The sequence below is a fragment of the Prevotella sp. tf2-5 genome (assembly GCF_900115435.1).
Lineage (GTDB): Bacteria > Bacteroidota > Bacteroidia > Bacteroidales > Bacteroidaceae > Prevotella.
Genome location: NZ_FOWK01000001.1, coordinates 165,598 through 179,046, shown reverse-complemented (window position 1 = coordinate 179,046; position 13,449 = coordinate 165,598). Strand labels below are relative to the sequence as shown.

7 protein-coding genes are annotated in these 13,449 nt (G+C 46.6%); all 7 read right to left on the bottom strand.

Annotation, left to right across the window (positions count from 1 at the left end):
- Nucleotides 1-10: 10 nt before the first annotated feature.
- Nucleotides 11-3,067 (bottom strand): hybrid sensor histidine kinase/response regulator transcription factor, encoded by a 3,057-nt coding sequence (locus BM257_RS00770; RefSeq protein ID WP_255405412.1) that lies wholly within the window; start codon nucleotides 3,065-3,067, stop codon nucleotides 11-13.
- Between the two features lie 48 nt (nucleotides 3,068-3,115).
- Complete coding sequence (locus BM257_RS15060) at nucleotides 3,116-4,015, bottom strand: ligand-binding sensor domain-containing protein (protein ID WP_255405411.1); 900 nt, start codon at nucleotides 4,013-4,015, stop codon at nucleotides 3,116-3,118.
- Nucleotides 4,016-4,178: 163 nt separating this feature from the next.
- Nucleotides 4,179-5,651, bottom strand: coding sequence for a TolB family protein (locus tag BM257_RS00765; RefSeq protein WP_092067255.1), 1,473 nt, complete (start codon nucleotides 5,649-5,651; stop codon nucleotides 4,179-4,181).
- 7 nt (nucleotides 5,652-5,658) lie between these two features.
- The gene (locus BM257_RS00760; RefSeq protein WP_092067253.1) at nucleotides 5,659-7,434 is read right to left on the bottom strand and encodes a DUF6057 family protein; all 1,776 of its coding nucleotides are present in this window, start codon (nucleotides 7,432-7,434) and stop codon (nucleotides 5,659-5,661) included.
- A gap of 69 nt (nucleotides 7,435-7,503) precedes the next feature.
- Nucleotides 7,504-8,265, bottom strand: a complete 762-nt coding sequence (locus BM257_RS00755) for a hypothetical protein (protein ID WP_092067251.1) — start codon at nucleotides 8,263-8,265, stop codon at nucleotides 7,504-7,506.
- 20 nt (nucleotides 8,266-8,285) lie between these two features.
- On the bottom strand, nucleotides 8,286-10,178 hold the full coding sequence (locus BM257_RS00750) for a RagB/SusD family nutrient uptake outer membrane protein (RefSeq protein ID WP_092067250.1): 1,893 nt from the start codon (nucleotides 10,176-10,178) through the stop codon (nucleotides 8,286-8,288).
- 14 nt (nucleotides 10,179-10,192) lie between these two features.
- Complete coding sequence (locus BM257_RS00745) at nucleotides 10,193-13,426, bottom strand: SusC/RagA family TonB-linked outer membrane protein (RefSeq protein ID WP_218154485.1); 3,234 nt, start codon at nucleotides 13,424-13,426, stop codon at nucleotides 10,193-10,195.
- Nucleotides 13,427-13,449 lie beyond the last annotated feature (23 nt).

The following is a 13,449-nucleotide window of genomic DNA, read 5'->3' as shown; positions in this document are numbered from 1 at the left end:
GGGAAAGGATTTACTTTCCCTCTTTTCTTTCGTTCATATACTCACGTGGCGACATGCCGTAGAACTTCTTGAAGATGGTCGAGAAGGAGGCGGCATTGTTGAAACCGCAGGCATACATCACCTCGGTGATATTCACATTCTGTCCTGCCAACAGGTTGGCTGCCTGCTTCAAGCGGATATTACGGATGAAGTCATGAGGTGTCTGTCCTGTGAGCTCTTTCATCTTTCGATGCAGATGGACGCGGCTGATACCTACCTCATCGGCGATGGCATCCACACTCAGCTCAGAGTTGCCGATATTCTTGTTGATGACAGCCATGATACGCTCAAGGAGCTTGTCGTCAGGAGTCTTGATCTGCAGTTCGTCCACCTTCTGCTCCAACTGGTCGTTGCGACCGTATTTCAGACGAAGTATGTTGTGAGTATGGATAAGATTGATAATGGTACGTCGCAGGATGTCCATATTGAAAGGTTTGACGATATAGGAGTCTGCTCCTGTCTCTAAGCCCTCTAACTGGTCCTCGTCACGGTTCTTTGCCGTCAGGAGGATGACAGGGATATGATTGGTGATAGGATTAGCCTTCACTTTCGAACAGAGGGTGTTGCCATCCATCTCAGGCATCATGATATCGGATATCAGAAGGTCTGGGAAGGTCTTCAGCACTTCTGCCAATGCCTCCTTACCATTCTCACACCCAATGACCTTATAGTTGTTTGACAGCTCTTGGATGAGGTATTCACGAATCTCCTGGTCGTCCTCAGCAATCACAATCGTCTGCTGTCTGTTTGCTTTAGGAATGATGACTTCCTGCTGGTTGTTGTCAGCGGTCATCATGGCATCCTCGTCAAACAAATTGTTTGCATGGGTGACTTCCGCTTTGTCGGTTACCATCTCCTCGGGTTTCAGATGCTCGTTACCCAATGGGATGGTGACGACGAACTCACAGCCCTCGCCCTCTTCATTGTTATGGGCGGAGATGGTGCCGTGATGCAGCTCCACCAAGGAACGGGTGAGGTCGAGTCCGATACCTGTTCCTACGTTACGGTCGTTGACAGAGGACGGTGACTGGTAGAAACGCTCAAAGATACGCTCTAACTTGTCTTCTGGGATCTTCTCACCATTGTCGAAGATACGGATCGTGGCATTTTTGTCGTCATGGAGGACCTTGATGCAGATCATACCACCGGTAGGTGTGAACTTGAACGCGTTAGACAAGATATTGACGATGACCTTGTCAAAGTTGTCACGGTCTATCCATACTGGCAGCATCTGGGTGTCGTGCTCATAGCTGAACTGGATGTTCTTCGCCTTCGACTGCTGGGTGAAGAGGGTGTGGATATCTCTGACGAAACTAATCAGGTCTGTCTCACACATATGCATTTGCATCTGTCCTTTGTCAATCTTACGGAGGTCCATCATCTGGTTGATGAGTCCTAAGATACGTTCCGCATTCCGTCGGATGGTCTCATAAAGACTGCGTCGGTGTGGATCGTCATCCTGTTTCATCAAAGAAAGCAAAGGAGAGATAATCAGTGTCATAGGTGTACGGATCTCATGGCTGATATTCATGAAGAAACGCAGTTTCGCCTCTCCCATCTCCTCAGCATGGATATGCTCCTGCAGCCGGAGTTTGTCTTGCTCCTTGTGACGGCGATAGAGCAGGTATTTCCATGCGATGAAGGCAAGAATCAGCAGGTAGCAGACATAGGCGAGGTAAGAGCGATACCAAGGTGCATGGATATATACGGTGAAGCAACGCTCCTCTGTGGTCTGGTTATTACGCTGTGCCACCACGCAGAAGTTGTAGTTGCCTGGTGCCATGTGACTGAATGTGATCTCATTTGTTCCTGGTTGCAGGCGTACCCAGTCCTCTTTGTTGATGCGATAGCTGTATACGATATGCTCTGGATTGTCGTAGGTTAGCGTTGACAACTGGATGGAGAATGAGTTGTCACCACTGCTCAGGACGAACCGTTTGGAGGCGATCACCGTTGTGTCCGTGACATGATACCATCCTGACTTGGTCTCTGGTGTGACAAATTCCCCATTGATGGAGAAGGCAGTCAACTTGACATCAGCCTTCCACTCTGTTTGTTTGATATCGGAGGGATTGAACCATGTCACACCGCCGACACCTCCGAACATCATCGTTCCTTTAGCGGAGATACTAGAGGCACCGTCACTGAACTCGTTACTTTGCAAGCCGTTGTCCACAAAGAAACTCTGGGTCAAATGTGTCTGTGGGTTATAACAGCACAGACCATGATCCGTACCCACCCATATATTCCCTTGTTGGTCTTGCTGGATAGAGGCGATACCATTGTCGGCAAGTCCTTTTTCCATATTCAGGTGACGTAGCTTCTTGGTGGTAAGGTCATAGACGTAAAGTCCGTCATTGGTTCCGATACACAGATTGTTATTGTATTCTCTTGCTATACGAGTGGGGGTACCATAATTAATGGTGTTCGCTCCAAAGACCTTTGTCCAGCTCTCACTGGCGATATCCATACAACAGACACCCATCGTGGTGGCAACATAGATACGCTTACCGTCTGGGGACAGTGAGATCTGTGAGATATAGTTGTTGATAATACTGTTTATCCTACGGTCGGAGATAGCATTCTCTTCTGTCAGATAGCTTTTCACCTCCCCGGAGCTTAGTTGCAGGCGCAGGAGTCCCTCACCCATAGTGGCAAGCCAGAGTGCTCCCTCTTTGTCACATTCTAAGTCGAAGACGCTGACGGTTTCTCCCTGGGGTAATGCCTGACGGTGGAACGCATGACTCTTGGCATCGACCCAGCCACACCCCTCACGGAAAGAACCTACCCAGATGCGTCCTTGGTTGTCTTCTGTAATACCGAGGATGGTACCTGGGAAATTCTCCTTATAATGATATGCGGGCTGGTCATTGTTGTCAAAACTGTACAGTCCGTCCTTGTCGGTGCCCACCCATGTCCATCCTTTGCTGTCGATGAGTACGCTGGTCACACATGCCTGTACCAGCAGGTTACGGGTTCCGAGTTTGTAACCCATGTAGTTGAAAGGTATCTCCGTGCGGGGTAGCATATAGATACCCTTTTGCAACAATCCTAACCAGACATTCGCGGTGTGGTCTTATACGATAGAGTAGCACTTACTCTGAGAGAGGTTCACTTCCCTGCTATAGTAGGGGTTGTTCTGTAACATACCAGTCTGCGGCTGGAAGATACCCATGCCTTTTCCATGATAGCGCAGCAGTAACTCTCCTTTCCTGTTTTTATAAATCTCTACAATGGGCAGGTTGCCTGTAACAGCGATATGCTCAAAAGTCCCTTTCTCCGTTAAGACAAAGAGTCCGTTCTTTGCTGTTCCTACATAGATCTTGCCGTCCCTTCCCTCGCAGACGGAGCGTAGTTGGGTGCGGTAAAACTCATCCTCAAAATAACGGTACGACTTGTTGCCGACATAACATACAAGACCTTGCTCTTCCGTGACCAGCCATAAACGCTCTTGCTGATCCTCTGTCATCTGGTGAACACCAATGACGTCAGCAAGAGGACCGCCAACCTGGTGGGCATTCTCTTTATCAGTCAGTCGAAGCAAACCGTGTCCTGACGTGCCGATCATGACATCCCCGTTCTTACGCTCCGTAAAACAAGTCACGTAAGGCGGCATGATACGGTCTTGCAGGTCATGCACTTTGATGTCTTTGAAACGATAACCGTTAAACGACTGGAGGGCACCATACATGCCGACGAAAAAGAGCCCGTTACGATCTTGCAGGATACAGTTGACATAGTTACTTGCCATACCCAGCTCTGCCTCTTTCTCTTTTTTGTAGATGCGGAACTGATACCCGTCGTACTTGTTCAAGCCGTTACGGGTGGCAACCCATATAAAACCATCTCTGTCAAGGTAGGCTTGGCAGACGAAACTACTGGACAATTGTTTGTCAGCGTCAAACAATTTACCTGTTTGGGAATGGATGCCCAAAGGCAGAAAAAGAAACAAGAATGTAAGAACTTTACTTTTCATGTCAGTTTGCACAGTTATGATTTGTAACATCAGAACAAGTGCAAAGATAATAATTTTTTACGAAATGTATCATATCTTTCTTGAAAAGAAAGACATAAATGTTACTTTTCGCAAAGTTTGCGTTACAAACCATGCGAATTCTTTATAATATGCCACCCCTATGTCAGAATGCCTTGCTGAACTCGTTGACGCTGATCTTGACGGGCTCAACCATAAACTCTGGTCGGTTGTAGCACTTCAATTGGAATGTGTTTTGCTCAGGGTCTTCCTGTGGGAGCATGAATGCCTTCTCCACTTTTCCATTATTGAAATAGGAGAAATAGACACGACTGTAGTTACCATCTCCTCGACGACTGGAACACATCATCCAATGTCCGTTGCTTGACCAGGTGGGATAGCTGTCTGCAAAGCCCTCACTGTTGAACTTGGATAGATCAAGCGGAGAAGGGTTCTCTACATTCAGGGGCATACAAACGATGTCGCCGTCACAGTGCCTGATATGAAAACAACCATACTGCCCTTGTGCAAATAGCAGATAACGTCCATCGGGACTGATACGTGGCAGGGTAGCGCTCTTGTTCTGCGATGCTGCATCATACACCAGTTCCTCCTCTCCGAAGTTGTGTGTTGCTATGTCGAACGAACGACGGTAGAGGTTGTATTGTATTTTCTCGAAGGTGGATCTGATATCCTTGTCGCGCAGTTCCTCTGGAAGTGGAACAGACTTACAGTAATACAGGTATTTTCCATCGGGTGACCAGGTAGGGTATACCTCCAAAAGCGTGGAATCGTTGCTAACGATGCTCACGGAGTCTGTCGCTACGTCATAGAGGATCAGGTCACTGGCAAGGTCGTATACCTCAAGTTTATTAGGATGTGCTGTATGGAAAGCCTGTCGAGTCTTATTGGTGGAGAAGGCAATTAATTTGGCGGTAGGGTGCCATGCTGGATAGACACCTCCAGAGATGGTGTAGTCACGCTTCATATTGACTTTTGACACCTTACCGTCGTTCACAATGATGGTGCCTGCATTAGCAAGACGTACATGGAAGAGCATGTTGTCTGTCTTGTAGTTCTGGTAGCTGTGGCAGTTAATGCATTGTCCTTTTGCTCTGTCATTACAGGTTATCTCATTGTTGAAGATTTGAGACTCCTCGAATGTAGTGACGTCGCGTTGGGAAATCTCCATGAAGTTCCATGCTACATACGATGGTTCGATGAGGCGATATGAGATATATTCATCAATGGGTTCTTTGGCTACATGAATCTCAAATAGGTTGAATGACAGCCACTCGTCATTCTTCTTACCCCATACCTCCACCTTGATGCTTTTACCTTTCGAGACATCTAGCATAGCATGCCATTCGTCTTCAGGTATCTGTACTTTCACACCATTGCCGTAAGTCTGTTGCTGTCCGTCTGATGTGGTGAAACGAGCAACGCACTCTTTGTATTGATCGGCAGGCAACATGAAATTGAGTGGGGCGATGTTATAAGGCACCGTCACATTGCAATAATCAGGAAAGACGGCAGGCAGGCACTTGGCTTCCTTGTATGAGGAAGGCACATCGGGATGATTCGCACACGATGTTAAGAGCAGCAAGGCTCCAATTATAAAGTAGATATATCTTTTCATAGCTTACTCATGATTGAACTTCGTTGTCTTTCCTCTCGGCAGAATTTGTATATTGTCTTCCGAAAAAGTTATAGTACCAATAGGTGCCTCCCCATTTCCCGCGCATTTCATCCGCCACTTGTCCAAGTGTCTTGCCAGGCTTTACTAGTTTGGCTAATGTCTCACAGAATTGTTGGTAGCCATTGTAAACTGTCTCCTCAACGGGAAGCATCATACGTTTTTCTTCTGGTGCCTTATCCATCATTAGGATATAAGCTTCTTGTGCATGTACAGGAAATTCCTCATTCCGATGCAACCTTATATAGTTACGCAATGTCGACCAGAAGCGCTGAGAGTCGCAACTGATCATGGCATAGTACAAAGCCTGCTCTGAAGCTACTTTGCTATCGGTTTCATACCAGAGACTGATGCTATTGACAATATAGCTGTCGCTGTTCTCCACGCCAGTGAGTTCATCAGGAAAAGCATCCTGCAATGATTTTACCTTAGTTGTGACGGGAGCCGGTTGCCAGTTGCTGTAAAGAGGATGATGATGCAATAGGGTGGTATAACGCTCCAACAGTTTCTGATCCCCCTTCGCTAAAGCACAGCGTGAGAGCGTTTTCAGAAAGAATGGTGAGAAGCCGTATTGAATGGCAAGTTCATAATTCAATCGAATGGCTTCATTGATCATACCATAATTATAATAGACAAGGGGTGAAACAATGTTCAGGAAACTAACATGGAGTGTATCGGGATTGGTGACGGGAAAACTGATGTTACCCGTTTTAAAAGAGCGATTGAGCAATCCTCCTTCATTCATGAGTGCCACATTCTTGAGAAAAACCATTGCGGTGGTAGGCTTAGGGTTCTCGGCTACTATGTTAAGGACTTCCTGCCAATTGTCTGTTTCAGCATAGCGCACCATGCGCATCTCGTCAATATAGTTCTGATCGCGAAAGCTGAATGATGTGGTGAATACGATGCCTGCAACTGTACATACTATAGGAACAAACCACTTCGTCAGATACTTGTTACACAACGGAAGGAGTGCAGAGACAGTACCAAGTACCCAGAACGGAGTGGATAGATACTTGCTGCTGTCGCTTGCTGTTACGAAGTGTGGTAAGCCTGCTAATACGACATCGTCGAATTTCAAATTAGAATAAAGTAACGCACGCCAGATGACAGCGGTAAAAAGAATTAATATAATGCCCGATAATTCACGCCAGTTAGGTTTTTCAGTAAGTATTAGACAAAGTACGAATAGCAAGGCAAGCCATCCTAGCACTGGATAGATGCAAAAGCCCAATATATACCAGGCAATATGCCATTTGTGTGGAGTACAACGGGCAGTCCATAATAGCAACAGCATCAACAGATAGCCAATTGATTGTGAGAACCAATAGCCTTTGATGGGAAGGATATAAATCCAATAGCCTAAATCAACAATCGATGTCAGGAGGCAGGCTACGGGCAAGAGCATCAAGGCAGAGGCATATCCCTGTAATCTGAATGCTTTTTTACCTACCAAGAAAATAAGTATCCAGATGGCTACCAGTATAGCCGTGCCTAAAGCTGGATGATAGAACAGTTGGGTAAGCCAGGCACCTAAATATTGTAACAGACCAAATGGCTTCGACAGGAGGGTGTTGAAATAGGGTGTTCCAAAGAGAAACTCCGAACGATCATGTGCCGTATAGAATACTTCCTGATTAATATATAATAGGTACGCGACAAATAAAATGAAAACCAACAGACATCCATAGAGGACGGCATCAGATGCTTTGCTTTTGTTTATCATTATAATGCTTTAAAAGGCTGGCTCACTTTAAATGAGCCAGCCTGTTATTAAAATACAGATAGGGAAATCTTATTCCTCATAATAAACGTCACCGAAGGTTATAGTTCCGCGTGTTACCAAAAGTGTAAGGTCCTTACCACCTGCGGGGTCAGCACTTGCGTATTTCTTTGCACACTCTCTTGCCATTGCCTCGGTGATAGTAATTTCCAGCAGACCTGGCTTAACTTCAACACCATCAGCATAGGTGGTACTCCACCAACCATTCATGACGCGCAACAGAGGAGATCCGTCTGGCATACCCCAGATGCCTGGACCATCTTGTGCATCCTTGATTTCAAAGACAAGTGTCTTGAGACCATCGTAAACCTCGTCAGAAATAGTGGGCCAGTGTTTACCTTCAGTATCACTGAAACGAGTCTGTCCGGCATCACCAGAAGCAACAATGGTAAATGGCTCGCCATCATAGATCATAAACTTCTGGAGTTCCTCGGTAATGACCTCACAAGATACATTGGTATCATAAGTAAGCTCAGTTCCATCAGGACAAACAGCGGTCAGGGTGACCACATAATCGCCTATCTTCATTTTCTTTCTAGCATAGTTGCTAGTGAAATCCTTGCCATCGATTGTCCACTTAGCATTGACAGGTGCTGTGGTTGAACAGGTAATGACGTTACCATTTTGACCATTGTCAGCCTTGTCAACAGCGACGGTGGACATTGCCTTGAGCTCATCAAGGGAGATGTGACTACCATTGCTGATATCCTCTTCTGTAGGATTACAAGCTACAAGCGCACATGCTGCGGCAAAAAGCAAAAATATCTTTTTCATATTGGTTACTGATTATAATTTTAGTATAATGAAACATATTGTGTTTCCTCGGAGCCATCCCAACCCTCGTTCTGGGTAAGCTTACCCGCCATCAGGTTGATCTGTTCCTGAGGTTTAGCCAAGAAGCCTTTGGTAGCAGCGTAACGCTTTGCCCAAGAGCTGGTCATGTGGTGCATAGGAACTCTAGCATCCTTCTTACCGCGGACAACAATCATCTTACCATCCTGTGCCTGAAGAGCCCTGGCAGCGAGTGAGCTCTCATTAGCGTCTTTACCAGACCAGCGACGCAGATCATTGAAACGAAGACCCTCGAAGGCAAACTCCCAACGACGCTCGTTCTGAACGGCTTTCAAAGTGTAGCCTGTCTCAGGAACACCGGCACGACGCTGTACCTCATTCATGTACTGGGCATCACCAGTGAGCTCAGTAAGCATCAGCAGTACATCAGCATAACGCATCAGATAGAAATCCTCGAAGTTGTCACCCTGCATCTTGTTGTCGAGTGAACTGCTGGAGTAATTAGGAGTAAAGCACCACCAGGGAGCAAAAGAGTCTCCACTTGCCATAACGGTTACGGCATTGTATTTCTTTACTGCATAGCCGGATTCCTCACAGTCGTCCTTCTCGAAGGTATAGTCTGCAAGTTCATTGACACAGTCAATCAAAGAGCCGAGTTTACGGATATCTTTGTAACCGCCGGTGTTTTCTGCATCTGACCAATCATCCCAGAGGTTACATGAAGGTGTTCCCTGTCCCCATCCCTGGTTGAATGGATAGGTATGATCAACTTTACCGTTATCACCGTTACAACGGAGTCCCCAGAATACGGAGAGGTAGTTACAATACTGACGTTGCTGGCTGTAATAGGTAACAGGAATATTCCAGCTAGAAGCATTCATAAACTGAATCTGGAAGAGTTCCTCGGTGTTACCGTTACCCATGCCTGGCATATCGAAGCAGTTTTTGGGATCCATGTCTTTAATGAATTCATACTTACCCTCATTATAAACATAGCTGTTAGAGTACTGCCAAAGTGAACGGAAATCCTCACAGAGTTTGTATCCGCCATTTGTGACGATGTCCTTAAGGGCATCTTCCACATTTTTCTGAGAAACAGATGCTACATTGCAGCCTTCCTGTTCGATAGCTGCACCATCGCGACCAACGAGCTGAATGTCTGGTCCCTTATCTACAGCAAGTTCTCCTTTCTTCATATAGAAACCTGCCCAGAACATGTAAGCACGAGCGAGGAAAGCCTCAGCAACGAACTTATTGGCATGACCGTCACCTCTTCCTCTGGTTGTACCCATAAGGTTCTTACCAGAAATGAAATCGGCAATAATCTGTGGATAAATCACTTCCTCTGCGCTAACCTGCTCCTCCATCTCGGGAGTAACGTCTGAAGCGGTGATAAGAGGAACGTCGCCAAACATCTGGGTCAGCCACAAGGTGTACAGACCGCGCATGAAGAATCCCTCACCAAGAACCTGATTGCGGAATTCCTTCTGATCCTCATCCCAGGGCACATTGTCAATGGTCTCAATCAAGTCGTTGCAACGCTTGATACCGCCATAGAGAGCAATATATGGGTTTTGCCATTGGTTAGCATTCTGCTGGACGAGATGATGCATTGCCTTGACTTTGTCGTCTTGCAAACCACCACTGCCGTAGCAGTTGTCTGACATAATCTCCCACCAATAGAATGGATTCCAACTGTCAGAATCACCACCACCAAGTACGTTCATGATGGTGTAGATACCAGCCAACTCGGTATCAATATCTCCAGCTTTACCTGGGAAGGTTGCCTTGGTCATCTCGGTCTTACGCGGATCGGTGTCCAGCATACTGTTACAAGATGTGAACAAGGTTGTTGCTGCCAAAACAGTCAACACTGATAAAATATATTTCTTCATAACTTATAATCGAATTAGAATTTAATACTTGCACCAACCAGGAAGGTACGTGGGGTTGGGTAAAGACCAAGGTCAATACCGGAAGCCCAACCAGTACCACCACCAGAGTTACCTACCTCAGGATCGAGACCGGTGTAACCAGTGAAAGTAACGAGGTTTTGAGCCTGAATATAGAAGCGGAGCTGCTGGAATGGGCATGCCTTCCAGATGTGCTTGAAGTCGTAACCCAGAGTAACGGTCTTGATCTTGAAGTAATCAGCATCCTCCATATATCGGGTAGAAACCCAGATAGTATTGTTGTGACCAGTTGCAGAAATACGTGGCTGATCGTTTGAGGTGTTCTCACCGTGCCAACGATTAAAGATAGTAGTATCGTAGTTCTGGTAAGGATTGTCACCGAATGAACGATAAGAACGCATAATCTGCATACCGAATGCACCGGCACCGTTTACAGAGAAATCAAAGCCCTTCCATGCGCAACCGAGGTTGACACCAAGAGTTACGTCTGGGTTAGGATTACCAATCTCATGACGGTCGCAGTCAGGACCCTCAGTGTAGGTGAGCTTACCATCACCATTCCAGTCATCCCAGATGCAGTCACCAGGCTGTGCGGTGGCAGCAACAGCCTTACCTGCTGCACGTGCAGCATCAATCTGCTCCTGATTCTGCCAGATACCGCTGTAAGACATACCGTAGAAGTAACCGATAGGTTTGCCTTCCTCAGCACGATATACATATTCTGTACCTTGTGAGAGGACACCGCTAGGACCATTGATGTAGTGGTTATCGTTAGCGATACGGGTTACCTTATTACTGTTAGTCGCAAAGTTTACGCTAGCGTTGTAGCTGAAGTCCTTACCAATTCTGTCGTTCCAAGAAATAGCAAGCTCAATACCAGTATTACGAACGTCACCACCATTGATATAGGCAGGATTGGTACCGTAGATAGCAACGTGAGGACCACCAATCAACCAGTCCTTAGTTGTCTTCTTATACCAGTCGAAGGTTACGCCCAAACGGCTGTTCAAGAAACGAGCATCGAAACCGAGGTCAATCTGCTCAGAAGTTTCCCAAGTGAGGTCATAGTTAGGCAGGATATTGGCATAGGCACCAGTAATGGGAGTACCGGCTACAGAGGTTGTCATGTCAGAAGCGAACTTATAACCGTTGTCGTTATATGCACCTGACTGGGCAATAGTAGACAGATACTGATAAGCGGGGATGGCACAGTTACCGTTCTGTCCCCAGCTTGCACGAATCTTGAAGAAATCGAGCCAGCTCTTAGTCTTCTCCATGAATTTCTCATTGGTCATAACCCAACCTGCAGATACAGATGGGAAGGTTCCCCAACGGTGACCATCGTTGAATACGCTTGAACCATCATGACGTAAAGTAAATGTAGCCATGTAGGTCTCATTCCAGTCCCAAGAGACACGACCGAACCAAGAAGCGAGGTAGTTCTCGTCGGTTGGTGCACCTGTCAATGATGCATCTGTAGCATTTGCCAGTTTGAAGTTTGTTAAGTATGCAGAATCCCAACCTTTCAGTGTTGCGAGCTGCTCGCCATACTTTGCCTTGTTAGAACCGCCAATATTTTCACCCCATGCAGAGCTTTGGAAGGTCTGACCCACCATGGCAGTAATCTTGTGACCAGAGAAAATGGGGAAGTCATAGGTAATGGTGTTTTCAATAGACCAGTTAGAACCCATATTCTGATTCTGGCTGCCGCTATAAGAGTCTACGATAGCTGAACCGTTGGCAGGAGAGCGAGGCTCACCATAGCTGCGATAAGAACCTGACCACCAGTTGTAATTGAACTGTGCTCGCCATTTCAAACCTTTAATAGGCTGAACAGTCATGAAGGCTGTAGCGCCGACATTCAGGCTACGGCTCTCTGCCAAAGAATTGAATCCACCCTTAGAGAGTGCCTCCCATGGGTTCTTGAAGATCTGGGCGTTCCATCCTTGACCATAGCCAGGTTTGCCATTTACTTTCTGGTAACTGTAAATGTCACCATTCTCTGCATACTGTGGTACGAGTGGAGAGGTCTGAAGCAGGTCGTGGATATAGCTCCAATACATGCCGTCCTCAGCCAGATCGTGACTCTTTCTATAACCTATGGAGATATTCTCACCAATGGTGATTACATCTAAATCCTTTACACGATAGAGGACGTGATCACTGTTGAGGCGAATGGTATTACGCTTGTAGTAAGAAGCCATCTCTGCACCCATGATACCCTCATTGCCAGTATAGGTATAAGACATCATGAACTTAGATCTGTCTGAACCACCTGTCAGCGTTATAGAATGGTTGTGCTGAACGGCATTCTTGTTCTTGAATACATCCCACCAGTCAGTGCCTTTCCAACCTGCAGCGACATTGTCGAGGATGTTCTGAGGCACGTAAGCGGGCCAGTCCATCTTTGCACCAGAGGTATTGAAACTGAACTCGTCCATGATGGTCATGTATTGCTGAGCGTTAAGGAGTTGTGGACGCTTGTATGCGTTTGACCAACCGATAGCACCGTTATAGGTGATCTCAATCTTACCAGCCTTACCCTGTTTAGTAGTAACGAGGATAACGCCGTTAGCGGCACGGGCACCATAGATGGCAGCCGAAGCAGCATCTTTCAGAATGTCGATGCTCTCGATGTCAGCGGGGTTGATGTCGTCGAGGTTACCACCTGCAACGCCGTCAATCACATACAGAGGCTGAGAGTCACCAGTGGTACCGATACCACGGATGTACACCTTGAAACCCTTACCGGGCTGTGCAGATGAACTGGTAATCTGTACACCAGGAGTGCTTGACTGCATGGCTTCCAGTGCATTGGTGGTGTTCAGCTTGGCGATATCATCACCCTTTACCTGAACAGTAGCACCTGTCACCAGCTTTTTCTTCATCGTACCATAACCGATGACTACCACGTCGTTCAGCGTGGTGTTGTCCTCTGTTAAGGTCACATTAATGGTAGTTTTGCCACCCACCTTTACCTGCTGGGATACATAACCCACGTAGGAAAAGTTCAATGTGGCATCAGAGGCAGCCTTGACGCTGTAATTACCGTCGAAATCGGTAATCGCACCTTCATTGCTTCCCTGTACTTTGACGGTAGCGCCAATGATAGGCTCGCCAGACTCGTCGCTGACTGTTCCCTTTACGGTCTGAGCATTCATCCCAAGAGGAATCATGCAGAGCAGGAACAGCACTGCAAAAGTTTTTTGTAACTTTTTAAAGTTCCACATAATAGATTAAATTAGTTAATTAA